The 22,668-nt window shown below is 72.8% G+C and carries 23 protein-coding genes; 17 read left to right on the top strand and 6 right to left on the bottom strand.

Going from position 1 to position 22,668, the window contains the following annotated elements; genetic code table 11:
• Positions 1-39 precede the first annotated feature (39 nt).
• The 6 genes from Pma05_RS32760 to Pma05_RS32735 all read left to right on the top strand — a co-directional run bounded on the left by Pma05_RS32760 (position 40) and on the right by Pma05_RS32735 (position 5,558).
• A complete protein-coding gene (locus Pma05_RS32760) occupies positions 40-588 on the top strand; it encodes a TIGR03086 family metal-binding protein (RefSeq protein ID WP_203861369.1) in 549 nt (182 codons plus the stop codon).
• A gap of 130 nt (positions 589-718) precedes the next feature.
• Positions 719-1,789 carry an ABC transporter permease gene (locus Pma05_RS43615; protein WP_203861368.1) on the top strand — a complete coding sequence of 357 codons (1,071 nt, stop codon included), beginning with the start codon at positions 719-721 and terminating at the stop codon, positions 1,787-1,789.
• The gene (locus Pma05_RS32750; RefSeq protein ID WP_203861367.1) at positions 1,770-2,681 is read left to right on the top strand and encodes an ABC transporter permease; all 912 of its coding nucleotides are present in this window, start codon (positions 1,770-1,772) and stop codon (positions 2,679-2,681) included. The genes Pma05_RS43615 and Pma05_RS32750 overlap by 20 nt, the downstream gene beginning before the upstream one ends.
• Entirely contained in the window at positions 2,678-3,721 is a 1,044-nt protein-coding gene (locus tag Pma05_RS32745; protein ID WP_203861366.1) for an ABC transporter ATP-binding protein, read from the top strand. Before Pma05_RS32750 ends, Pma05_RS32745 begins: the two co-directional genes overlap by 4 nt.
• Positions 3,718-4,767 (top strand): ABC transporter ATP-binding protein, encoded by a 1,050-nt coding sequence (locus Pma05_RS32740; RefSeq protein WP_203861365.1) that lies wholly within the window; start codon positions 3,718-3,720, stop codon positions 4,765-4,767. Before Pma05_RS32745 ends, Pma05_RS32740 begins: the two co-directional genes overlap by 4 nt.
• A gap of 17 nt (positions 4,768-4,784) precedes the next feature.
• Positions 4,785-5,558 carry a mycothiol-dependent nitroreductase Rv2466c family protein gene (locus Pma05_RS32735; RefSeq protein ID WP_203861364.1) on the top strand — a complete coding sequence of 258 codons (774 nt, stop codon included), beginning with the start codon at positions 4,785-4,787 and terminating at the stop codon, positions 5,556-5,558.
• A 3-nt stretch (positions 5,559-5,561) separates the two neighbouring features.
• Here the strand turns inward: Pma05_RS32735 and Pma05_RS32730 are convergent, their stop codons facing one another.
• Complete coding sequence (locus Pma05_RS32730) at positions 5,562-6,614, bottom strand: TrmH family RNA methyltransferase (RefSeq protein WP_203861363.1); 1,053 nt, start codon at positions 6,612-6,614, stop codon at positions 5,562-5,564.
• The gene (locus tag Pma05_RS32725) at positions 6,607-7,338 is read right to left on the bottom strand and encodes an ImmA/IrrE family metallo-endopeptidase (protein WP_203861362.1); all 732 of its coding nucleotides are present in this window, start codon (positions 7,336-7,338) and stop codon (positions 6,607-6,609) included. Before Pma05_RS32725 ends, Pma05_RS32730 begins: the two co-directional genes overlap by 8 nt.
• Positions 7,339-7,452: 114 nt before the next feature.
• On the opposite strand from Pma05_RS32725, the gene Pma05_RS32720 reads away from it, so the two are divergent.
• Positions 7,453-8,268, top strand: coding sequence for a hypothetical protein (locus tag Pma05_RS32720; protein ID WP_203861361.1), 816 nt, complete (start codon positions 7,453-7,455; stop codon positions 8,266-8,268).
• On the opposite strand, the gene Pma05_RS43610 is transcribed toward Pma05_RS32720, so the two are convergent.
• The 4 genes from Pma05_RS43610 to Pma05_RS32700 all read right to left on the bottom strand — a co-directional run bounded on the left by Pma05_RS43610 (position 8,261) and on the right by Pma05_RS32700 (position 12,047).
• Positions 8,261-9,271, bottom strand: a complete 1,011-nt coding sequence (locus Pma05_RS43610; protein ID WP_203861360.1) for a M20/M25/M40 family metallo-hydrolase — start codon at positions 9,269-9,271, stop codon at positions 8,261-8,263. The genes Pma05_RS32720 and Pma05_RS43610 overlap by 8 nt on opposite strands.
• A gap of 93 nt (positions 9,272-9,364) precedes the next feature.
• A complete protein-coding gene (locus tag Pma05_RS32710) occupies positions 9,365-10,645 on the bottom strand; it encodes an NAD(P)/FAD-dependent oxidoreductase (RefSeq protein ID WP_203861359.1) in 1,281 nt (426 codons plus the stop codon).
• Entirely contained in the window at positions 10,642-10,839 is a 198-nt protein-coding gene (locus Pma05_RS32705) for a ferredoxin (RefSeq protein WP_203861358.1), read from the bottom strand. The genes Pma05_RS32710 and Pma05_RS32705 overlap by 4 nt, the downstream gene beginning before the upstream one ends.
• On the bottom strand, positions 10,836-12,047 hold the full coding sequence (locus tag Pma05_RS32700; RefSeq protein ID WP_203861357.1) for a cytochrome P450: 1,212 nt from the start codon (positions 12,045-12,047) through the stop codon (positions 10,836-10,838). Before Pma05_RS32700 ends, Pma05_RS32705 begins: the two co-directional genes overlap by 4 nt.
• 191 nt (positions 12,048-12,238) lie before the next feature.
• On the opposite strand from Pma05_RS32700, the gene Pma05_RS32695 reads away from it, so the two are divergent.
• The 10 genes from Pma05_RS32695 (at position 12,239) to Pma05_RS32650 (ending at position 22,643) form a co-directional block, all read left to right on the top strand.
• Positions 12,239-13,012, top strand: a complete 774-nt coding sequence (locus Pma05_RS32695; protein WP_203861356.1) for an IclR family transcriptional regulator — start codon at positions 12,239-12,241, stop codon at positions 13,010-13,012.
• A gap of 243 nt (positions 13,013-13,255) precedes the next feature.
• A complete protein-coding gene (locus tag Pma05_RS32690) occupies positions 13,256-14,257 on the top strand; it encodes an amidohydrolase family protein (protein ID WP_203861355.1) in 1,002 nt (333 codons plus the stop codon).
• Positions 14,258-14,287: 30 nt separating this feature from the next.
• Positions 14,288-15,319, top strand: a complete 1,032-nt coding sequence (locus Pma05_RS32685; RefSeq protein WP_203861354.1) for a DODA-type extradiol aromatic ring-opening family dioxygenase — start codon at positions 14,288-14,290, stop codon at positions 15,317-15,319.
• The gene (locus Pma05_RS32680) at positions 15,316-16,020 is read left to right on the top strand and encodes an RraA family protein (protein ID WP_239313591.1); all 705 of its coding nucleotides are present in this window, start codon (positions 15,316-15,318) and stop codon (positions 16,018-16,020) included. Before Pma05_RS32685 ends, Pma05_RS32680 begins: the two co-directional genes overlap by 4 nt.
• A 2-nt stretch (positions 16,021-16,022) precedes the next feature.
• Complete coding sequence (locus Pma05_RS32675) at positions 16,023-16,712, top strand: RraA family protein (protein ID WP_239313588.1); 690 nt, start codon at positions 16,023-16,025, stop codon at positions 16,710-16,712.
• On the top strand, positions 16,712-17,470 hold the full coding sequence (locus tag Pma05_RS32670) for a 4-carboxy-4-hydroxy-2-oxoadipate aldolase/oxaloacetate decarboxylase (RefSeq protein ID WP_239313585.1): 759 nt from the start codon (positions 16,712-16,714) through the stop codon (positions 17,468-17,470). Before Pma05_RS32675 ends, Pma05_RS32670 begins: the two co-directional genes overlap by 1 nt.
• 173 nt (positions 17,471-17,643) lie before the next feature.
• A complete protein-coding gene (locus Pma05_RS32665; RefSeq protein ID WP_203861353.1) occupies positions 17,644-18,990 on the top strand; it encodes an FAD-dependent monooxygenase in 1,347 nt (448 codons plus the stop codon).
• Positions 18,991-19,057: 67 nt separating this feature from the next.
• Positions 19,058-20,269, top strand: a complete 1,212-nt coding sequence (locus Pma05_RS32660; RefSeq protein WP_203861352.1) for a cupin domain-containing protein — start codon at positions 19,058-19,060, stop codon at positions 20,267-20,269.
• On the top strand, positions 20,266-21,150 hold the full coding sequence (locus Pma05_RS32655; RefSeq protein WP_203861351.1) for a fumarylacetoacetate hydrolase family protein: 885 nt from the start codon (positions 20,266-20,268) through the stop codon (positions 21,148-21,150). Before Pma05_RS32660 ends, Pma05_RS32655 begins: the two co-directional genes overlap by 4 nt.
• Positions 21,147-22,643 carry a CoA-binding protein gene (locus Pma05_RS32650; protein WP_203861350.1) on the top strand — a complete coding sequence of 499 codons (1,497 nt, stop codon included), beginning with the start codon at positions 21,147-21,149 and terminating at the stop codon, positions 22,641-22,643. The genes Pma05_RS32655 and Pma05_RS32650 overlap by 4 nt, the downstream gene beginning before the upstream one ends.
• Positions 22,644-22,668 lie beyond the last annotated feature (25 nt).

Below are 22,668 nucleotides of genomic sequence, written 5' to 3'. Positions count from 1 at the left end.
CGGACCCGTGAGACTGCGGACCTGTGAGGAGACTGCGTGATGGCACTGCTCGACGAGCTGGACAGGGCTCTGGAGACGTTCGGGAAGCGGCTGGCGGCGGTCGGCCCGGACCAGTGGACGGCCGGTACCCCGTGCACCGAGTGGGACGTGTCGGCGCTGGTCCGGCACGTCGTCGAGGGGAACGCGCACTGCGGGCAACTGCTGCGCGGTGAGGAGGTGGACCGGAGCCCGGTCACCGGTGACCTGGCCGAGGCGTGGTCGGCCAGCGTCGAGGTGATCCGGTCCGCGTTCCGTGAGCCGGGTGCGATGACCGCCGAGGTACGGCTGCCGAAGCGCACGGTCAGCGGCGAGGAGTTCCTGGTCATGCGGGTCAGCGGGCTGGTCGTACACAGTTGGGACCTGGCCCGGGCGATCGGGGCCGCCGAGGCGATGGACGAGGGCCTGGTCCGGCTCGCGTACGGGTTCTTCGCCCCGGCGGCGGCTGAGGGGAGCCTGCCGGCGGACCGGTTCGGGGCGCCGCTGCCGGCGGCCGAACCCGAGGCTGACCTGCTGACCCGGCTGCTGCTGGCCTGCGGACGCAACCCGTGACACCACCAACCCGGATGTGTTAGGAATTCTCGTGGACGAAACGTGGGTAGGTCTCGTTTCTGCTCTCCAAAACTCGGGCCGGAGCGATCGGTGCCGATGCCCCGATCGCGCCCGGAATGTGCGGTGATCGATGTCTGACACCCTCACCCGGTCACCCGGCCGGCCGCCCCGGTCGCAGTCGCGTCCGAACCGGCTGGCCGGCCTGCTCGACCGGCCGGCCCGGCTGCTCGGCCGCTCGCCCGCGGTACGCGTCGCGATCACGCGGGTGCTCCAGGCCGTCCCGGTGGTCTGGGGCGCCACCTTCATCACGTTCTGCCTGATGAACCTGCTGCCCGGCAACGCCGCCGTCGCGCTGCTCGGCGACGACGCCACCCCGGAGCAGGTGGCCGCGCTCTCGGCCCGGCTCAACCTGGACGAGCCGTTCCTGATCCGCTATCTCCAGTGGCTCGGCAACGCGCTCACCGGCGACCTCGGCAACTCGTTGCAGAACAACGAGCCGGTCACCGCGATCCTGGGCCGGGCCCTGCCGGTCTCGCTCGAACTGGTGGTACTGGCCTTCGCGCTGGCCCTGCTGGTCGCGGTGCCGACCGCGGTGGTCGCGGCGAAGCGGCCGGGCGGGTTCGCCGACCGGATCGGGATGCAGGTCAGCATGTTCGGGCTCTCGGTGCCGAACTTCGTCTTCGCCCTGGTACTGGTGCTGATCTTCGCGGTCGGCCTGCGGGTGCTGCCCGCCGTCGGGTACGTCCCGATCGCCCAGGGCATCGGCCCGAACCTGCGGGCGATGGTACTGCCGGCCACCGCGATCGCGTTCGCGCTCTTCTGCGAGTACACCCGGGTACTCCGGGCCGACATCGTCGACCAGATGCTCCGGGAGGACTACATCACCACCGCCCGGGCCAAGGGGGTCGGCAGTTGGCAGGTGCTGATCCGGCACGCGCTGCGCAACTCGGTGTTCAGCCTGCTGACCATCGTCGGGCTCCAGTTCGGGGCGCTGATCGGCAGCACCGTGATCATCGAGCAGATGTTCGGGCTGCCCGGCATGGGGCAGGGGCTGCTCCAGGCGATCAACAGCCGGGACATTCCGGTCGTCCAGGCGTACGTGGTGGTGATGGCCTGCTTCGTGGTCGGCGCCAACCTCGTCACCGACCTGCTCTACGCCGTCCTCGACCCAAGGATCCGCCATGGCCGTCCAGCCGCCTGACCTCGCCACCGCCCGGGGTGCCGACCCGGCCGCCGACCCGCTCGACGCCACCGCGACCGGCCCGGCCCGGGCGAGCCGGCGCCGGGGTACCGGCAAGGGCCTCTGGATTCCCGGCACCATCCTCGGGCTGATCGTGCTGGCCTGCTTCGCCTGGCCGCTGGTCTACCGGGACCTGCCGTCCCCGACGGCCGGCTCGCTGCTCGCGGCCAACCTGCCGCCGTTCTCGCCCGGACACCTGCTCGGCACCGATCCGCTCGGCAACGACATCGTCTCCCGGCTGCTGCACGGTGGGCGGGTGTCGTTGGAGGTGGGGCTCACCTCCAACGCGATCGGGCTGCTGCTCGGCGGCTCGCTCGGGATGTTCGCCGCGTTCCGGGGCGGCTGGCTGGAGACGGTCACCATGCGGCTGCTGGACATGCTGATCGCGTTCCCGTCCCTGGTGCTGGTGCTGGTCGTCTCGACCTACCTCACGCCGAGCAAGTTGAACGTGATCTGGGCGATCTCGTTCTTCTCCATCCCGACCTTCGCCCGGCTGGCCCGGGCCGCCACCCTCCGGCTCCGCGAACAGGTGTACGTCGTCGCCGCCCGGCTCGCCGGCCAGCGGGACGGTGCCATCCTGCTCCGGCACATCGCCCCGAACGTGCTGCCGCAACTGCTCACCTACAGCCTGCTCTGGGTCGCCGCCGCGATCGCCATCGAGGCGTCACTGAGCTTCCTCGGCTTCGGGGTACCGGCGTCGGAGCCGAGCTGGGGGATGATGATCTCGCGCGGTCAGGCGTACATCTCCAGCAATCCGGAACTGGTGCTGATCCCGAGCGCCTGCCTCTTCCTCACCATCGTCTGCCTCAACACCCTCGGCGACGCCCTGCGAGCCCGGACCGGTGCGCCATGACGACCCAGATCCAGCCGGACACCGCGACCCGGACCGCCGACCCGGACGCGCCGCTGCTGACCATCGAGAACCTGGAGGTCACCTTCCGGACCCGGGACGCCCTGGTGCACGCCGTACGCGGGGTCGACCTCACCGTGCACGCCGGCCAGACCCTGGCGGTGATCGGCGAGTCCGGCTCCGGCAAGACCGTCACCTCCCGGGCCGTGATGGGGCTGCTGCCCCGGACCGCCACGGTGCGTGGCTCGATCCGGCTCGGCGAGCGCCAGATGGTCGGGCTCGGCGAGAAGGAGCTGCGGCGCTGCCTGGGCCGGGAGGTCGGGATGATCTTCCAGGACCCGGCCCGCTCGCTGAACCCGACGATGCGGATCGGCAACCAGCTCACCGAGGCGATCCGGGTGCACCTGCCGATGAGCCGCCGCCAGGCCCGGGAGCGCGCGGTCGAGCTGCTGGCGATGGTACGGCTGCCCGCGCCGGCCCGGCGCTTCCACGAGTACCCGCACCAGCTCTCCGGCGGGATGCGCCAGCGGGTGATGATCGCCATCGCGCTGGCCTGCCAGCCGGGGCTGCTGATCGCCGACGAGGCGACCACCGCGCTGGACGTCACCACCCAGGCGCAGATCATGGACCTGCTGCTCGACCTGCAACAGCGGTTCGCGATGGGGCTCGTACTGATCAGCCACGACATGGGGCTGGCCGCCTCCTACGCCGACCAGGTCGCGGTGATGTACGCCGGCCGGGTCGTCGAACGCGCCCCGACCCGCCGGATGATCGCGCACGTCCGGATGCCGTACACCCGGGCCCTGCTGGACGCGACCCCGAGGCTGGAACGTCCGCCGCACGCCCCGCTGCCGGTGATCTCCGGCCGCCCGCCGGACCTGCGGGTCCTCGACCCCGGCTGCGCGTTCGCCCCGCGCTGCTCGCGTTCGCAGGATCGCTGCCAGCACGAGCGGCCGGAGCTGACCGAGCGGGAACCCCGGCACGAGTGGGCCTGTTTCTTCCCCTGCGCGGACGACTCCCTACCCGGTGAGGACGAGAGATGACGGCGGGAAACGGGACCGGACGGCCACTGCTGGAGGTCCGCAACCTGGTCCAGGAGTTCGTGGTACGCGCCCACGGTGGAGTACGCGGCGGCGTGGTGCACGCCGTCTCGGACGTCTCCTTCGAGGTACGCGCCGGGGAGACCCTGGGTGTCGTCGGCGAGACCGGCTCCGGCAAGTCGACGATGGTCCGCTCGGTACTCCAGGCACCGCCGCCGAAGTCCGGCGAGGTGTGGTTCCAGGGTGTCGACCTGGCCGGCGCGCGCAAGCGGCGGGACCTGGTGGCGGCCCGCCGGCAGATGCAGGCGGTCTTCCAGGACCCGTACGGCTCCCTCGATCCGAAGTGGACGGTCTTCTCGATCGTGGAGGAGCCGCTGGCCGCGTACCGGACAGGGGACCGGCGGCAGCGGCGGGCCCGGGTCGAGGAGGTGCTCGACCTGGTCGGGCTGGACCCGTCGGTCTTCGGCGACCGCAAGCCGGGGCAGCTCTCCGGCGGCCAGTGCCAGCGGGTGGCGATCGCCCGGGCGCTGACCCTCGCCCCGGCGCTGATCGTCTGCGACGAGGCGGTCTCCTCGCTGGACGTGCTGAGCCAGGCCCAGGTGCTCAACCTCTTCGAGCGACTGCGCGCCGAACTCGGGCTCTCCTACCTCTTCATCGCGCACGACCTGGCCCTGGTCAAGCAGGTCAGCGACCGGGTCGCGGTGATGTATCTCGGCACGCTCTGCGAGGTCGGCCCCGCCGAGGAGTTGTACCGCAACCCGCTGCACCCGTACACGAAGGCGTTGCTCGACTCGATTCCCAGCCCGGACCCGGAGCGGCCCCGGCCGAGGGTGCCGGACGAACTCGCCGGTGAACCGCCGTCCCCGCTCGACCCGCCGAGCGGCTGCCGGTTCCGGACCCGCTGCCCCCGGGCGGCCGAGATCTGCGCCGTCGAGGCGCCACCGGTCCGGGCGGCCCGACCGGACCACACCGTGGCCTGCCACTTCCCGCTCTCCCCGGCCGCGCCGGTCTCCCCTGTGGAGCAAAGCGGCGACAGCGCGGCCGAATAGGAACGAGGTAACCGTAGATGGAAAAGATCACCTTTCTGTTCGACCCGCGCAGCCCGTGGTGCTACCAGACCTCCCGCTGGGCGCGGCGGCTGGAGGCGCTCGGGGAGATCGAACTCGACTGGGGGCTGTTTTCCCTGGAGGTCGTCAACCTGGCCGCCGACGAGGACCCGGCCGTGCTCGACGCCGAGTACGGGGCCGCGCTGCGTACCGCGATCCTGGTCCGGGACCGGCACGGCCGGGCGGAGCTGGGGCGGTTCTACGCCGCGCTCGGCGCGCTGATGTGGGAGCAGCAGCCGCCGGCCGCCGGCCCGGACGGACCGGCCCCGGCACCGTCCAGCGCGGAGACTTCCCGGGCGGCACTGACCGCGCTCGGCCACGACCCGAGCCTGGTGGACGCGGCCACCGCCGACCCGGCGACCTGGACCGCGGTACTCGCCGAGCACCGGGACTGGATCGACCGGGTACGCGCGTTCGGCGTGCCGACGCTGGTCTTCGACGGCGGTGCCGGTCCGGCGGTCTTCGGGCCGGTCATCCGGGAACTGCCGGACGACGAGACCTGTGTCGCGCTGTGGCGGCACTTCTCCGGACTGGCCCGCTACGACTACCTCTTCGAGGTGAAGCGCCGCAAGGAGCTGACCCTGCGGGCCGAGTTGCCGGCTGCGGTGTGGCGGGCCGACCTGCGGGTCCAGGCGATGCGCGCCGCCCGGGAGGCGCAACGGCCGGGTGGCCCGTACGAGGGGGCGAGCCTGGAGTGGGCGATGGCCGGCCTCCGCCAGTCCGACACTCCCTGACCCTCAGTACGACTCCAGTTCCGCCACGCTGACCAGTTCCGCGTCCGGGGAGTCGACCAGGGCGAGCGCACTGTCGTACCGGGGACGGTGCCGGGGTGCCGGGGCGGGGCGGCCGGGGCTGCGGCTACCGAGCTGCCGGGCGACCTCGGCCAGCACGATCGCCGCGACCAGCCGGTAGCGGTACGGCACGTCCGCCGCCGGCAACTCCAGCCGGGCGAACTCCACAGGTGAACCGAGCCGGCGCCACTCCTCGGCCGGCCCGGTCGCCTCCTCGTCCGGGATCACCAGCAGGGTCTCCGGGCCGCCGGTCAGGTCCACCCGGTGCAGCGGCGGACCGGCGACGCGCAGCCCGGCGACCACCACCCGCCGGGCTGGGACCGGCCGCTCCGCCGGCATCGGCACCACCCGGAGCGGATTGCGGGAGCTGCGCGCGGCGGCCCGGGCCTCGGTGCGTACCGGCCGGGGCGTGCCCCACCACACCTTCGCCCGGTCGTCCAGCCCCACCGTCTGCCAGCCGAAGGCGGCGGCCGAGCGCAGCGTGCTGCCCGCCTCGACGTGGTCACCGGGCCCGAGCAGCAGTACCGCCGGCCGCCGTGACTCGGGACGGGCACCCCGGACGGTACGCCGACCGGACGCCGCCACCAGGTAGTGCAGCGCCACCGCGGCGGCCGACGCGACGTTCAGGGTGTTCACCCCGCGCCCCGCCATCGGGATCTGTACGCACCGGGCTGCCGAGCGCAACACATCCGGCCGTACGCCGAGACGTTCGTTGCCGACCACGACGGACGGCCGTCCCGCCGGGAGGGCGGTGCCGAACACGGAGGTGGCGCCGGGTGCGTTCTCGACCGCGACGAGCGGGGTCGACGGGTCCAGCAGTTCGGTGTTGTCGATCATGTCCAGCGGCCCGCCGGCCCGTTCGGCGGACCATCGTCCGGCCAGCCCTCGGCCGTCCCGGAACAGGCACGGCACCCCGAACATGGCGGCGGCGTCCCGCAGCGCGTACGCGTTCGCCGGGTTCTCCAGCCCGTCACCGACCAGCCGGGCCCGGCTATCCACGAGCGACTCCGGTCGGGTTCCGAGCCGCTCCGGTCGTGGCGGCGGCTGCCCACCGTTGCCGGCAGCGGGCGGCGAACTCGTCCGCGTACCGCTCGTGGTCGGCGGTCCGGCGTACCCGGGCGGTCCGCTTGCCGGTGCCGTGCTGCACCAGGTGGTGGCCGATCTCGTGCAGCAGGCCGTCGAAGAGCATGAAGTCCCGCAGCGTCGTACCGGGCCAGTCGATCCGGGTCGACATAGCGGTGGACTCGACCCGGGCACCGGCCCGGAGCAGCCGGGACCGCGAACCCGGCAACAGTCGGCCGGGGACGATCCAGGGCGGTCGCGGCTGCTCGTGCAGGATCACCACGCCCGGCACCAGCAGCCTCGCGAGCAGCGGTCCGGGCCGGTCGGCACCGACGGCCTGCCGCAGCTCGACGGCGCGTAGCCCGTACCGCAGCTCTGGGCCGAAGAAGTCCAGCAGGCGGGCGATGTCGCCGACGCTCGCCGGATGCAGGAACCCCGGCCGGGCCGGAGACTCCCGGACCGGGAACGGGGACTCCCGGATCGGAACCCGAGGCTGCGGGTCGTCGACCGGGGCGGGCGCGGGGCGGGTACCCAATTCGGGTTCTGGCTGGCGGGCGCGGCGGCGCAGCACCGTCGGCTCGGCCGCGCGCCGGCCCCGGGGCGCGCCGAGTCGCCGGGCGGCGCGGATCGGGTACGGGTCGGTGTGCAGGCTACGACTCACGCGGTACGGGATCTCGGTGTTGGCATCGGCTCTTGGTAGCAGGCTCCGGGCGGGCGGCTCCACCGGTTTTCCCGAGGCTCCGGCGACATTGACCAGCCTCGCTACCCTTCGGTCATGTCACTCGGCGTGCTCCGGGCCGCCGCCCTGGCGCTCGGCATCGTTGCCTTCCTGAGCCGGTTCGCGGTGACCTGGTGGTTGGCACCGGTGACCGACCGGATCGAGCCCGCTGGCCTGGGTCTGCCGCTCCACCTGCTGGCGCTGGTCGTCACCGTCGTGGCGCCGCTGGTGGTCTTCACCCGGGTCGTCGTGCCGCCGCGGCGGCGTCCCGCCACGTTCCGGGTCGACGCCGCAGCCCGCCGGTTCGTCGTCGGGGCGTTCCCCCGCTTCCAGGGGGGCCTGACGATCGTGTTTCTCTGGGCTGCCGCCGGGCTCGTCGTGGTCGAGCGTGGACCGGAGCGGGATGTGCTCGGCTTCAACGACTGGCCGTCCGAGACGTACCACGGTGCGCTGTTCGCCGTCGTCGTCGGATTCGCGCTGACCGCGCCGTTCCTCCAGCAGGCGAGCTTCGTGCTGGAACCGGCTGGGGTCTCCGTGCACGGGCCCCGGGGCAAGATCACCATCGACTGGGACGATCTGGCGCCCGGCGGGCCACCGCCACCGGCGCCGGTCAGCCCCCGCATCACCCTCTACCGCCGGGGCTGGCATCCGTGGTCGGGCCACCACCCAGCGCGTACCGAAGAACTGCCGGTCGGGCTGTTGAACGTGCAGCCCGACTTCCTCGCGGCGGCGATCCGGGAGTACGTCGCACACCCGTCGCTCCGCGCCGGGATCGGTACCGCGACCGAGTTGACCCGGCTGCACGCCGATCTCCCGACCCGACCCGACGGCCAGTTCAGGGTGAGTGGCACGTCGCCCGGCGGGCTCACCTGATGCCGAAACCGACCAGGCTCACGGCGGTGGCGGCGGCGATGTCGGCGATCCGGTGGTAGTCGAGGGTCTCCGGGGTGTCGCTGGGCTGGTGGTAGTACGGGTTGCGGAAGTCGGCGGTGTCGGTGATCTGGATCGCCGGCACGCCGATGTCCCAGAACGGCTGGTGGTCGCTGCGGGCGAAGTGCTCGGTGGTCGGCACGTACCGGCGGAGCAGCGGGCCGGCGAGCCGGAGGTCGAGCGCGTCCCGGGCCAGCAGCGCGGTACCGGGCCCGGCCAGGTGGGTCAGGCACTCGCCGAACAGCCGGGCCAGCCGACCCGCCGACTGCCGGTACGCCACCAGCGTCCAGTCGCCGCGCCAGCCGCGCTGCCGGATCCGGCGGCGCTGTGCCGGGTAGACCAGCCCGGCACCCGGCGGTAGTACCTGGGTGCCGGGCAGAGCCGAGTAGAACCCGATGCACTCGAAGACCACGACCGCGGCGGGCCGGTCGGCGGTGCTCAGCTCGCCGGCCAGTGCCCGCGAGCCGTGCAGCCCGGTCTCCTCCTCGTCGAAGACGGCCAGCCGGACGTGTCGGGCCAGCCCGAACTCCGGCAGGACCCGGGCGAGTTCCAGCAGGCAGGCCACCCCGGAGGCGTTGTCGTCGGCACCGGGACTGCCCGGCACGGTGTCCAGGTGCGCGCCGATCAGCACCGTCGGCCCGGACCGGCGCGGGTCGGTGCCCTCCTCGACCGGTGGGTCGGCGAGCAGGTTGACCCCGGAGACCGAGTCGCCCGGCACGGTGAACTCCCGCCGGTTGACCCGCCAGCCGACCCGCTCCAGCTCGCCGGCCACGTACGACTCGGCCCTGGTCATCGCCGGTGCCGCGTGGTAGCGACCACGTGGCACGTCCAGCCGCTCCACGTGCTGGCGCAGCCGCCCCTCGTCGACGCCGGCCCGTACCTTGGCCAACCGCTCGGCCGTCGCGGGCGGCAGGGGACGCAGTCGTGGCTGGGCGGTGAGGACCATCCATGCCTCCGTGGGCAACGTCGCCGGTACCGTCCCCTGCGATCATGGCTGCCCTCCGCAACCCGCCGATCGATGCCGCCGTGGCAGCGCAGGTCAGCGGCGCGGGACGACGTACCGGTCGGTGTCGGTGGTCGCTGGGCCGAACAGGGTCGTCGCCTCGGTGAGGGAGGCGCCGGAGCGGACGGCCGTACGTAGTTTCGGCAGGGTCTCCGGCATCCCGAAGGCGAGCGCGGCGCTGAGCCGACCGCCGGCATGGCGTACGGCGACGAACCGTTCACCGTCCGGGGACCGGTGCAGCACCGTACTCTCGTCGTCGGCGCCGGCCAGCCCGACGAGCTGCACCTTCAGCCCGTAGTGGTCGGTCCAGACGTACGGGGTCGCGGCGGTGACCCGGCGCTCGGCGGCCGGCCGGACCAGGTTGTACGCCACGATCCCGGCCTGCTCGACCGCGCTGGTCCAGTGCTCGACCCGGCGCGGCTCGGTGTGCCCGGCGACCGGCCACCGGGCCACGTCGCCGACCGCCCAGATCGCCGGGTTGGTGGTGGCGACGCCGGTACCGTCGCAGCGGATCCCGTCGGTCAGCTCCAGCGAACTGCCGCGCAGCCAGCCGGTGTTCGGCAGTACGCCGATCCCGACCACCACCAGATCGGCGTCGAGCAGCGTGCCGTCGTCGAGTTCGACGGAGCTGACCCGGTCGCCCCCGTGCACGGCGCGGACGGCGTGTCCGGTGTGGAACCGGACGCCGTGCCGGCGGTGCAGGTCGAGCAGGGCGGTGCCGGCGAGCGTACCGAGTTGGGCGGCGAGCGGGTCGGGGCGCGGTTCGACGACGGTGACCGGCAGCCCGCGCCGGGCGGCGGCCGAGGCGAGTTCGGTGCCGACGAAACCCGCCCCGACCACCACGACCCGGGGTGCGGTGTCGAAGGCGTCCCGGATCGCCACCGCGTCGTCGAGCCGGCGCAGGTCGTGCACGCCGCTGGCCGGGGTCGGGAACGGCCACGGCCGGGGTGCCGCTCCGGTCGCCACCACCAGGGCGTCGAAGCCGATCCGGGCGCCGGAGTCGAGCAGCACCCTCCGGCCGTCCTCGTCGAGGGCCACGGCCGGGTCGCCGAGCAGTACCTCGATGCCCTGCTCGGCGAGCTGTTCGGCACTGGCCAGCCGGGTCCGGTCCGGGGTCCACTCGCCGAGCAGCACCTGCTTGGAGAGCGGCGGCCGGTCGTACGGCAGCCAGGGCTCGGCACCGACCAGGGTGACGCCGCCGGTGAACCCGGCCCGGCGCAGTCCCAGCGCGGTCCGTACCCCGGCCAGCGAGGCACCGACCACGACGACCCGGTCCGGCGGCCGGTGTGCCTGGCTGTCGGCCGGTCCGGCGGTCACGCCGGGCCGACCTCGATGGCCTGGGCCGGGCAGAGGAACTGGGCGTCCGCCAGGTCGTCGGCGAGGTCGTCGCCGGCCTCGGCCAGGTGGTCGAGGTCGCCGCCGTCGGTGAACCGGAACACCGAGGGGACCCGTTCGACGCACTGGCCGTGCAGCTCGCAGTGCGTCCGGTCGACGTGCACCCGCAGGCTCACGACGCCTCCCCGGTGGGCCGGAACGCCAGCCGGGCCGGCAGCGAGGTCGGGCCGTGGTTGATGAAGCTGGCCAGGTACGGCACCTCGTCCGGCGGGGTGAGCAGGGTGATCTCGGCGACCCGGTCGAGCAGCGTCTCGACCACCACGACGCCCTCCAGCCGGGCCAACGAGGAGCCGATGCAGGCGTGCGGACCCTTGCCGAAGGCCAGGTGCGCCGAGGCGTTGGGGCGGTCGAGCTTGAGGTGCGGGCACTGTTCCCAGGCAGCGGGGTCGCGGTTGGCGGCCTGGTAGAGCACCAGCAGCCGGGAGCCGGCCGGGATCTCGGTGCCGCCGACCACCGAATCTTCCAGCGCGAGCCGGTAGAAGCCCTGGATCGGCGATTCGAGTCGCAGCGACTCCTCGACGAACCGGGGGATCAGCGCCGGTTCGGCCCGGAGCCGGTCGGCGAGCCCGTCGGTCTCGGCGAGCAGCTTCATGCTGCTGGCCAGGTGGTGGGTGGTGGTGATGTTGCCGGCGATCAGCAGCTCGATGGTGAAGCTGACCGCCTCGCGCCGGGTCAGTTCGCCGGCCCGGTCCGCCGCGACGATGGTGGAGAGGACGTCGTCGCCGGCCCGGCCGTCGTGCCGGTTCATCAGCTCGTCCATGTACCCGGTGAACTCCCGCTGCACCCGGTCCCGCTTCTCCGGGTCGGCGGCGTGCCCGCCGAGCGACCCGGTGATCTCCTCGGACCAGGCCCGGAACTTGTCCACGTCGTCGGCGGGTACCCCGAGCAGGGCGCTGATCACCCGTACCGGCAGCGGGGCGGCGATCCGTTCGACCAGGTCGACGGTGTCGGCGTCGCGTAGCGCGTCGACGTGCTGTTCGGCGATCCGCCGGACCACCGGCTCCCAGCTCCGTACCTGGGACGGGGTGAAGGCGCGGTTGACGATGGAGCGCCGGGTGGCGTGTACCGGGTCGTCGGAGAGCAGCAGCAGCGGGCGGAGCCGGTTGGGGTCGTCGGTCGCCGACGGTGGCGGATTCCCGACAGTGATGGTCGAGGAGAACCGCTTCGCGTCCCGGAGTACCCGGCTGACGTCGTCGTGGCCGGCGACCACGTACGCGTTCACCTCGGGGGCGAAGTGCACGCCTTTCGCCCGTAGCTCGTCGTAGACGGAACCCGGGTCGCGGAGTGCGTCCGGGGCGAGTCCTACCAGGTCGGCCAGTGACATGGAACAATCTCCCATCGACCAACGGCGCGATGCTTCACGGAATCCGCGCCGGAGTTGCGGAGCACCCCCGGTGCTGGCGCTCGAACGCGTCGCGACGCCCGGTCGTGGGGTAGCGCGGGTGGCCGGTGCTCTCCGGCAGAAACCTACGTCGCGAGTCTGCACAGTAGCAAGACCCTGGCTATGATTCCGCCATGAAGAATGAGCCGGCCGTTCCGCCGTATCACATCGCTTCGGTCGACCACGCGCTGCGGCTCCTGCTGCTGCTGAAGACCAAGCCGAGCATCCGGGTCGCCGAGGCGGCCGACGAGCTGGACGTCGCGCGCTCGACCGCGCACCGGCTGCTGGCCATGCTCGTCTACCGCGGTTTCGCGGCGCAGAATCCGACCACCCGGGCATACCACCCGGGGCCGGTACTGATCGAGGTCGGGATGGGCGCGCTGTCCAAGCTCGACGTCCGGCGGAAGGCCCGGCCGTACCTGGAGCGCCTGGTGGCGACGACCGGCGAGACCGCCAGCCTCCAGATCCTGGAGGGCAACCACGTACGTTTCGTGGACTCGGTCGAGTCGGCGAACGCCGTCCGGGTCGCCTCCCGGGCCGGGGTCAGCCTGCCGGCGCACGCCTCGTCCGGCGGCAAGGTGCTGCTCGCCGGGATGTCGCTGGAGGCGGTGCAGCGGCTCTATCCGCACGAGAAGCTGGAGCAGGTGACCGAGGCGACCAACACCGACCGGTCCACGCTGTTCGAGGAGTTGGCTGAGGCCAGGGCACTGGGCTACTCGGTCAACCACGGCGAGAGCGAGCCGGGGCTGGTGGCGGTGGGCGTACCGTTGCCGGATCGCACCGGCATCCCGGTCGCCTCGCTGACCATCGCCGGTCCGACCGCCCGGATGGGGCCGGAAGGGGTGAACCGGGCCGTCGAGGCGCTCCGGGAGGCGGCGAAGGAGCTGAGCGAGAGCCTCTACCGCTGACCAGGGCTGTTGCGTCGACCGAGCCAAGGCTGTTCTGCCAACCGAGCCAAGGCTGTTCCGCTGATCAGAATAACTTTGCCTGCTATTCCCTAGGGCGATGCATCGGGGCTAGCGTGTGGGCACTGCGTGGTCGCACCCGGCGTCGTCGCCGCCGTGCCCGGGCCGGCACCCGGGCGCGCTGCCGACGACACCGGAGGCGTACCGGCAGGCCACCGTGGTTCCCACCACCCCGGGGAGAGGCACATGTTCATCGACGTCCACGGCCACGTCAGCGCGCCGAGCGAGCTGTACGCGTACAAGGCCGGCCTGCTGTCGCACCGCGGCGCGCACGGCCGGGGCGGTGCGGGGATCAGCGACAACCGGCTCCGCGCCGCGCTGCACGAGCCGAACCCGAGCTTCGGCGGCGAGTCGCACCTCGCCCACCTGGCCGCGGCCGGGATCGACCTCCAGCTCATCTCGCCCCGGCCGTACCAGTCGATGCACAGCGAGTCGCCGGCCTTCCTGGTCGACTGGTTCACCGCCGAGACCAACGACGTCATCCACCGGGTCTGCGAACTGGAACCCGGGCTGTTCCGGGGCGTCGCCGGGCTGCCGCAGAGCATGGAGACCGACCCCGCCGCCTGGACCCGCGAGCTGCGCCGCTGCGTCCAGGAACTCGGCTTCGTCGGCGCGATGCTCAACCCCGACCCGTACGAGGGGACCCGCCAGCCGCCCGGGCTCGGCGACCGGTTCTGGTACCCGGTCTGGGAGGCGCTCTGCGAACTCGACGTGCCGGCGCTGATCCACTCGGCCGGCTGCCGCGCCCCGGCCCGGGAGAGCTACTCGCTGCACTTCATCCAGGAGGAGACGCTCGCCGTCATCGGCCTGCTGCAGTCCAACGTGCTCACCGACTTCCCCGACCTGAAGATCATCGTCTCGCACGGCGGCGGGGCCATCCCCTACCAGCGGGGCCGGTTCGCCCCGGGCGCGCTGCGCAAGGGCCAGCGCTTCGAGGACAACCTGCGCAAGCTCTGGTACGACACCTGCCTCTACACCCGCGACTCGATCGAGCTGCTGCTCAAGGCGGTCGGGGTGGACAGGTGCCTGTTCGGTACCGAGAAGCCGGGCACCGGTTCGATGCGCGACCCGGAGACCGGACGCTGGATCGACGACATCCACCTGCTGATCAACGACATCGAGTGGCTGGACGACAAGCAGCGGACCCAGCTCTTCGAGACCAACGCCCGCGAACTGTTCCGGCTCTAGGTCCGGACGGGCGCACGGAGAGGAGCAGCCATGGCAGAGATCGTGGTGGGGATCGGCACCTCGCACGGGCCACTGCTGAACACCCCGCCGGACCAGTGGGGGCAGCGGGCCGCCGCCGACCGGCGCAACCCGGCGCTGGCCTTCCGGGGTTCGGACCACACCTTCGAGCAGCTCGCCGAGCTGCGCGAGGACTTCACCGCCGAGAACACCCCGAAGGAACGCCGGCAGCGGCACAAGCGCTGCCGGGAGGCGATCGACGCGCTCGGCGACGTGGTCCGGGCCGCCGAGCCGGACGTACTGGTGGTGGTCAGCAGCGACCACAAGGAGACCTTCACCGACGAGCTGTTGCCGCAGTTCGCCTTCTACCACGGCGCCACGATGCGGCACGAGCCGTTCACCCCGGAGCACCTGGCCGCGATGCCGCCCGGCCTGGCCATCGCCGAGGTGGCGAACGTACCGGCCGAGAGCACCATCCGGCGCTGCCACCCCGAGCTGGCCCTGCACCTGATCCGGTCCACCAGCGAGCAGGGCTTCGACCCGAGCGCCTCCAAGGAACTGCCGGCCGGCAAGTACGGCGACCATGGCATCCCGCACGGCTGGGGTTTCGTCTACCAGAACATCCTCGGCGGCTCCGGCGACATCCCGTTCGTACCGCTCTTCGTCAACACGTTCTGGGAGCCGAACCCGCCGAGCGCGGCCCGGTGCTGGCAGTTCGGCCTGGCGCTGGGCCGGGCCATCGCGTCCTTCCCCGGCGACCTCCGGGTCGGGCTGGCCGCCTCCGGCGGGCTGAGCCACTTCGTGGTGGACGAGGAGCTGGACCGGGCCTTCCTGGACGCGCTGCTCCGGGACGACGGCGAATATCTCGGCGCGCTGCCGGCGTCGCTGCTCCGGTCCGGCACCTCCGAGCTGCGCAACTGGATCGTGGTCGCCGGAGCGCTGCGGGGCAGCGGGCTGACCCCTCGGGTGGTCGACTACCAGCCCTGTTACCGCTCGTCGGCCGGTACCGGCAACGCGATGGGCTTCGTGGCCTGGGAGTCCGCCGCCCCGGCCGGTGCGGCATGACCGGCGCCACCGTGGGTACGACCGGCGCGGGCAGGACCGGACCGGACGGGGTGCCGCTGCGGGACCGGATCGCGCGGTTGGACACCTGCGCGCTCTCCGACGCGCTGGACACCCTCGGGCTGGCCGGGGCGACCACCGGGATCCGTCCACTCTGGCCGGTCGGGGAGGCGGTGGTGGGTACGGTCCGCACCGTACGGGCCGGACCCCGCCAGCACGGGCAGCCGGCGGCGCACATCGCGGCGGCGGCGGTCGACTCCGCCGGCCCCGGCCAGGTACTCGTGATCGCCAACGACGGCCGGCTCGACGTCTCCTGCTGGGGCGGCATCCTGGCACTGGCCGCCACCCGGCGCGGCATCGGCGGCGTGGTGATCGACGGGGCCTGCCGGGACATCGCCGAGAGCGAGGAACTCGACTTCCCGGTCTTCGGCCGGGCGGTGGTGCCGGTCAGCGCCCGGGGCCGGATCGTGCAGCTCGGGATGGACGAGCGGATCGAGGTGGCGGGCGTACCGGTGCAGACCGGGGACTGGGTCGTCGCGGACCGCAACGGGGTGGTCTTCGTCCCCGCCGCCGAGGCGGAGCGGGTCGTCGGGCTCGCCGAGCGCATCGTCCGGCGCGAGGAGGGCATGGCCGAGGCGGTCCGCTCCGGTCAGCCGGTCGACCAGGTGATGCACGACAGCAAGTTCCCCTCGGTGGAGGAGTGATGGTGGGCAGCACAGATCGGCTCGGGCGGGCGGTAGCCGACTCCGGCATGAGCCACCCGCTGGCGGCGTACTCGACCGCGACCGTCTCCGACGCACTCGACCGGCTGGGCCGCCCCGGCAGCCTGCTCGGGATCGCACCGCTCGCCGACGGTGCCCGGCTCTGCGGGCGCGCCTTCACGGTCCGCTACGTCACCGCCGGTCATCCGGCCGGCAGCGTCGGCGACTATCTCGACGACGTGCCGCCCGGCCAGGTGGTGGTACTGGACAACGCCGGGCGTACCGACTGCACCGTCTGGGGCGACATCCTCACCGCCATGGCGCACCACCGGGGCGTGGCCGGCACGGTCATCGACGGGGTCTGCCGGGATGTCGCCCGGGCGCTGGACCTGGGCTATCCGCTCTACTCCCGGGGCCGGTTCATGCGTACCGGCAAGGACCGGGTCGAGGTCTCCGACGTCGGCCGGCCGGTGACGGTCGGCGGGGTCCAGGTGGCCGCCGGGCAACTGCTGCTCGGCGACGCCGACGGCGTACTGGCGGTGCCGCCGGACGTCGAGGACGAGGTGCTGGCGCTGGCCGGCCGGATCCACGCCAGCGAGGAGGCGATCGTGGCCGAGATCCTGGCCGGGAGCAGCCTCGCCGAGGCCCGCCGCCGGCACGGCTACCACCAGCTACAACGCCGAGCGGAAGCCTGATGCCGCCGGTCGAGCCGGTGGGTGCCGCCGGGCGGCCCGCTCCCGACCCCGGCACGCCGCCGACGCTGGGCACGCCGCTGGCGCCAGCCGAGCAGCCGAGGCCGGTCGAGCCGATGACAGGCACCGGGTATGCCGCCTTCGACGAGGTGGCGGCGGAACTGCTCGGGCTCGGCACCGCCACCGTCTACGAGGCGTCCCGGCAGGAGTGCTTCCTGCCGTACACCCTGCGGCCGGCCTGGCCCGGAGCCCGGCTGGCCGGTCCGGCCCTGCCGGTGCGGACCGCGCCGGCCGACAACCTGCCGCTGCACATCGCCGTCGAGGCGGCCCGGTCCGGCCAGGTGCTGGTGGTGGCCGCGCAGGGCGAACCGTGCGGCTACTGGGGCGAGGTGCTCACCGTCGCCGCCCAGCAGCGCGGCATCGGAGGGCTCGTGATCGACGGCGGGGTCCGGGACACCGCCGCGCTCGCCGCCCGCGACTTCCCGACCTTCAGCAGTTCGGTCGCGGTCCGCGGCACCATCAAGAGCGATCCGGGTACGGTCGGCGCCCCGATCGTGCTCGGCGGGGTCACCGTGCACGACGGCGACCTGGTACTCGCCGACGAGGACGGCGTACTCGTGCTGCCGGCCGACCGGGTCGACGCGGTACTCGCCGCCGCCCGGCAGCGCCAGGCCGACGAGCGGCGCTATCTCGACCGGATCCGTCACGGCGAACTGACCCTCGACATCTACCGGCTGCGCGACCGGTACGCCGCCGGCTGACCCGTACCCGCGCGCCCCACCCGGTCGACCATCGGTCGTCCGGGCGGTGCCGGTTCAGCCGGACCGAGCACAGTGGCCAGTGGTCGCCGACCCCTGGTAGGGCAAGTGTTCCGGGTTGCAGAATCTCTGATCCATCTCTTCCGGTAATTGGAATCGTGGCTACGATGAAAAGCATGTCCATGACGATTCCGACCGACGTCACGGCGCCGGTGCTCGTCGTCGGGGCCGGTCCGGTCGGCGTGACCGCCGCCGCGGAGTTGGTCCGCCACGGTGTGCCGGTCGTGCTGATCGAGGCCGAACCCGAGCCGAAGACCGACTGGCGGGCCTCGACCTTCCACCCGCCGACCCTCGAACTCCTCGGCGAACTCGGCATCGCCGACCAGATGATCGCCGAGGGCCTGGTGGTGCCCCGGTTCCAGCACCGGGACCGGGACGCCGGGCTGGTCGCCGAGTTCGACTTCGGGCTGCTCCGCGACGAGACCGCCTATCCGTACCGGTTGCAGCTCAACCAGCAGCACCTGGTCCGGATGCTGGTTGAGCGGCTGCGCGCGGCGGAATCGGCCCGGCTCGTCTTCGGCGCCCGGGTGCTCGGGGTACGCGAGGTCGACGGCGGGGTGGCGGTCACGGTCCGGACCGGCGACGGCGAGACCGAGATCCACGGATCACACCTGATCGGCGCGGACGGCGCGAACAGCACCGTCCGGCAGACCCTCGGCATCGGCTTCGCGGGGCACACCTATCCGGAGCGGTTCCTGATCGTCAGCACCTCGGTCGACCTGCGGGAGCTGATCCCCGGGCTGGCCGACGTGAACTACGTGGCCGATCCCCGGGAGTGGCTGTTCCTGTTGCACACCAGGGAATCCTGGCGAGCCGTCTATCCGGTACCGGTCGACCAGCCGCGCGAGGTGGCGCTCGACCCGGCCACCCTCCAGACGCAGCTCCAGAAGATCGCGCCCCGGTCCGAGGACTATCCGATCGTCGACCGGCAGATCTACAACGTGCACCAGCGGGTGGCCAGCACGTTCCGGCTGGGCAACGTGGTGATCGTCGGGGACGCCGCGCACATCAACAGCCCGGTCGGCGGGGTCGGCCTGAACAGCGGCATCCACGACGCGATGGACGTGGTGCGCCGGCTGGTCCGGATCCGGGCCGGCGCGGACGCCGAGGCCGAACTGACCGCGTTCGCGACGCTACGCCGCAGGGTCGCGCTCGACTACGTCCAGGCGGACACGCACCGCAACACCGAGCGGCTCAAGGAGACCGATCCGGCCCGTCGCCGGGCCAACCAGGACGAGTTGCGGGCCATCACCGCCGACCCGGACCGGCACCGGAACTGGGTACGCCGGGCGTCGCTGCTGGAGAGCGTACGGCGGTTCGGCATCGCCCGCCTCCCGGAGCCGACCGCGACCGCCGGTTCCCCGGATGCGACCGGTTCCCCCGAGGCGACCGGTTCTCCGGATGCGACCGGCTCCACGGGCGGCGCCGCGTCCGACCGTCCCGCGCCGGCCGGCGCCGCATGACGCACATCGACCACACCGACCCCGGTGCCGTTCGGAAGTCCCCGGGGAAGGGGACGAGGGGGCCATCATGATCTCTGACAACTCCGCTGGCGTGCAGGACGCCACCGGCGAGGAGCTGGAGCGGCTCTACCGCGACCTCGACGCGCTCGACCTGCATCCACTCTGGAACATCACCGGCGAGCTGCTGACCGAGACGCCGCGCCCGAAGGCGGTACCGTGGCTCTGGAACGGCGCCCAGCTCCGGGCGCTCGGCGAGCGGGCGATCGACCTCGTACCGGTCGAGCGCGGCGGCGAGCGCCGGGTACTCAGCCTCGGCAACCCGGGCCTGGCCGGCCGGCCGTACGCGGTCGGCACCCTCTGGGGGGCGATCCAGTGCCTCGGCCCGCACGAGACCGCACCCGCGCACCGGCACTCGCCCGGCGCGATCCGGTTCGTACTCGCCGGCAGCGGAGTGTGGACCACAGTGGACGGCGACGCCTGCGACATGCACCCCGGCGACCTGATCCTGACCCCGAGCATGCACTGGCACGACCACACCAACGGCGGTACCGAGTCGATGGTCTGGTTCGACGGACTCGACCTGCCGATGATCGAGGCGCTGGACGGGGTGTTCTTCGAGGAGTACCCGGAGTTCGCCCAGCCGCAGCCGGCGACCCGCAACGTCTCCGAGGTCGACCACGCCGGGCATCCGGGCCGGTTCCGGGCCGGCGCGGTCACCGACGAGCTGGACCCCCGGTCGTCCCGGCTGCTGGTCTACCGCTGGACGGAGACCGACGCCGAGTTGACCCGGCTGGCCGCCGAGGCCGACCAGGCGCCGGTGAGCCTCGAATTCACCAACCCGGAGTCGGGGGCGAGCGTGCTGCCGACGCTGAGTTGCAGCATGCACCGGCTGCCGGCGGGCCGGCCGACCGAGGCCCGGCAGCAGACCGGCAACGCGATCTGGGTGGTCTTCCGGGGCGAGGGGCACAGCGTGATCGGCGGCCAGCGTTTCGACTGGGCGCCCGGCGACATGTTCGTGGTGCCGTCCTGGATACCGGTCGAGCACCACGCGGCCACCCCGGCCGACCTGTTCCGGCTGACCGACGCCCCGGTGTTGCGGGCGCTCGGCATCTACCGGGAACGCGCGCTCGACGACCCGCAGCCGGTCACCACCACCTTCACCGCCCGAACCGTCGAGTCCGCCCCGATCCCCGCGACCGCCTCCGCCTCCGCCACCGCCTCCGCCACCGCCTCCGCCACCGCCTCCGCCTCCGCCTCCGCCTCGGGGGAGTCGCTGTGAAACTCTGCATCTTCGACGACTACCGGATCGGTGCGGTCCTCGACGGTGGCGTGGTCGACCTGACCGGCGCGCTGCCCTGGCCACACGATCCCGACCCGGAGACGGCGGGCGGCTGGCGCCGGCTCTGCCGGGACTACGCCGAGCTGGCGGACCGGCTGACCAAGGCCGCCGCCACCGGCCCGGTCGTCCCGCTGGACCAGGTACGGCTGCGTGCGCCCGCGCTGAACCCCTCGAAGATCATCGCTGCGGCCAGCAACTATGCCGAGCACGTGCACGAGATGCACGCGGTGCAGGAGCGCACCCTCGGCAAGGTCGAGGAGTGGATGATGTCGTTCGATGTCTTCCTCAAGGCACCCTCCTCGCTGGCCGGTCCCGGGGAGCCGATCGTGCTGCCGGCCGAGATCCTCGCCGCCGGACACGAGGTGCACCACGAGTCGGAGCTGGTGGTGGTGCTCGGCCGGGGCGGTCGGGACATCCCGGCCGACCGGGCACTGGAGCACGTCGTCGGCTACAGCATCGGGCTGGACATCACGGTACGCAGCCCGGGTGACCGGTCGCGGCGCAAGAGCTACGACACGTTCAGCCCGCTCGGCCCGTGGCTGACCACCGCCGACGAGGCTGGCCCGCCCGGCGAGTTCGAGATCGAGCTGCTGGTCGGTGGCGAGCGGCGGCAGCGGGTGAACACCGCCGACATGCTGGTGGCGGTGCCGGAGATCGTCGCGTACGCCTCCCGGGTGATGACGCTCCGGCCCGGTGACCTGATCTTCACCGGTGCACCGCCGGGAGTTGGGCCGATCGAGCCCGGCGACGAACTGGTGGCCACGATCAGCGGTCTCGGCGACCTGCGGACCAGCGTGACCGCCGGAAGCGAGCCCCGATGACCAGCGTCGATCGCGTGGTCGGGCCGGGGGTGGACGGGCTGGGGACAGCGCCGGTCGGGGAGCGTTCACCGGTCGGGGAGCGTTCGCTGCTGGACGTACTGCTGCATCCGGAGAGCCTGGCGATCATCGGGGCCTCGGACAATCCGGTGAGCCTGGGCGGCCGGCCGCTCGGCCTGCTCGCCGCCGCCGGCTACGCCGGCCGGGTCTATCCGGTCAACCCGACCCGGGCCACCGTGCAGGGCCACCCGGCGTACCCGTCGGTGCGGGAGCTGCCCGAGCCGGTCGAGGTGGCGATGGTGATGGTCAAGGCCAAGCTGGTCCCGGCGGTGCTGCGGGACTGCGCGGCGGCCGGGGTACGGGTCGCCATCGTGCTCAGCTCCGGTTTCGGCGAGGGCATGGGGCACGGTGCCGAACTGCGCGACGAGATCGCCGCGATCGTGCCGACCACCTCGATGCGGATCCTCGGCCCGAACTGCGAGGGCCTGGCCAGCCTGCCGGCCTCGGCACCGCTCACCTTCAGCCCGGTGCTCGACGCGGCCCGTACCGGCCAGGTGGTGTTGCCCGGCCGGGTGGCGGTGCTGTCGCACAGTGGCGGGCTCGGCTTCGCGGTGGCGCAGTGGGGCTCCCGGGCCGGGATCGGCTTCAACTACCTGATCAGCACCGGCAACGAGGGCGACCTCGACGTACTGGAGCTGGCCGACCGGCTGCTGGTCGAGACCGACACCACCCTGGCGGTACTGGTGCTGGAGGGGGTGGCCGAGCCGGAGCGGCTAGCCGCGCTGGCCCGGCAGGCCCGGCAGCTCGGCAAGCGGCTGCTGGTGGCCCGGCTCGGGCGCTCCGATGCGGGTGCCCGGGGCAGCCTGGCACACACCCGGCACGACGCGACCAGCCTGGACGGGCTGACCGCGCTCTGCGCCACCGAGGGGATCACCCAGGCCGGCGGCGAGCGGGAGCTGATCGACGTACTCCAGGCGTTGGACAAGGTGCCGACATTGGGCGGGCGCCGGGTCGGCATTCTGGCCACCTCCGGCGGGGCCGGGGTGTGGCTGGCCGACGCCTGCCGGGACGCCGGACTTGAGGTACCGGAACTCTCGCCGGAGCTGCGACAACGGCTCGCCGGCTTCATGCCGGAGTACGGCTCACCGGTCAACCCGGTCGACCTGACCGCGCAGTTCATCGCCGCCGGCTCGTTCGCGCCGGCGATCGAGGCGCTGGCCGGTTCCGGCGAGGTCGACGCGGTGGTACTGGCCACCTCGCTCGCCTCGGCGGGCCGGCTGGAGCAGGACCGGGAGGCGCTGGCCGAACTGCTCCGCCGCGACCTGCCACCGCTGGTCGTCTACACCTACACCCACCCGGCCGAGTCCTGTGTACGCATCCTCGAAGGGCTCGGCCTGGCCTGGTACACCAGCTCGACGGGGGTGGCCCGGGGCCTCGCCGCCGTCGCCCCAACCCCGGCCACCCCGGTCGGGACACGGACTCGACGTCCGGAGTGACGCCGATGCACATCCGGCGGGAGGA

Source organism: Plantactinospora mayteni, assembly GCF_016862935.1.
Classification (GTDB): domain Bacteria; phylum Actinomycetota; class Actinomycetes; order Mycobacteriales; family Micromonosporaceae; genus Plantactinospora; species Plantactinospora mayteni.
The sequence above is the reverse complement of the archived record's forward strand: the minus strand, read 5'-3'. Positions and strand labels throughout refer to the sequence as shown.

Bases quoted from the DNA above. Each gene is read 5' to 3' on its own strand.
- Pma05_RS32695 (WP_203861356.1), top strand. From the start codon at position 12,239: ATGAAGAATGAGCCGGCCGTTCCGCCGTATCACATCGCTTCGGTCGAC.
- Pma05_RS32700 (WP_203861357.1), bottom strand. From the start codon at position 12,047: ATGTCACTGGCCGACCTGGTAGGACTCGCCCCGGACGCACTCCGCGAC.
- Pma05_RS32690 (WP_203861355.1), top strand. From the start codon at position 13,256: ATGTTCATCGACGTCCACGGCCACGTCAGCGCGCCGAGCGAGCTGTAC.
- Pma05_RS32650 (WP_203861350.1), top strand. From the start codon at position 21,147: ATGACCAGCGTCGATCGCGTGGTCGGGCCGGGGGTGGACGGGCTGGGG.
- Pma05_RS32685 (WP_203861354.1), top strand. From the start codon at position 14,288: ATGGCAGAGATCGTGGTGGGGATCGGCACCTCGCACGGGCCACTGCTG.
- Pma05_RS43615 (WP_203861368.1), top strand. From the start codon at position 719: ATGTCTGACACCCTCACCCGGTCACCCGGCCGGCCGCCCCGGTCGCAG.
- Pma05_RS32760 (WP_203861369.1), top strand. From the start codon at position 40: ATGGCACTGCTCGACGAGCTGGACAGGGCTCTGGAGACGTTCGGGAAG.
- Pma05_RS32750 (WP_203861367.1), top strand. From the start codon at position 1,770: ATGGCCGTCCAGCCGCCTGACCTCGCCACCGCCCGGGGTGCCGACCCG.
- Pma05_RS43610 (WP_203861360.1), bottom strand. From the start codon at position 9,271: ATGGTCCTCACCGCCCAGCCACGACTGCGTCCCCTGCCGCCCGCGACG.
- Pma05_RS32680 (WP_239313591.1), top strand. From the start codon at position 15,316: ATGACCGGCGCCACCGTGGGTACGACCGGCGCGGGCAGGACCGGACCG.
- Pma05_RS32665 (WP_203861353.1), top strand. From the start codon at position 17,644: ATGTCCATGACGATTCCGACCGACGTCACGGCGCCGGTGCTCGTCGTC.
- Pma05_RS32735 (WP_203861364.1), top strand. From the start codon at position 4,785: ATGGAAAAGATCACCTTTCTGTTCGACCCGCGCAGCCCGTGGTGCTAC.
- Pma05_RS32670 (WP_239313585.1), top strand. From the start codon at position 16,712: ATGCCGCCGGTCGAGCCGGTGGGTGCCGCCGGGCGGCCCGCTCCCGAC.
- Pma05_RS32660 (WP_203861352.1), top strand. From the start codon at position 19,058: ATGATCTCTGACAACTCCGCTGGCGTGCAGGACGCCACCGGCGAGGAG.
- Pma05_RS32745 (WP_203861366.1), top strand. From the start codon at position 2,678: ATGACGACCCAGATCCAGCCGGACACCGCGACCCGGACCGCCGACCCG.
- Pma05_RS32740 (WP_203861365.1), top strand. From the start codon at position 3,718: ATGACGGCGGGAAACGGGACCGGACGGCCACTGCTGGAGGTCCGCAAC.
- Pma05_RS32720 (WP_203861361.1), top strand. From the start codon at position 7,453: ATGTCACTCGGCGTGCTCCGGGCCGCCGCCCTGGCGCTCGGCATCGTT.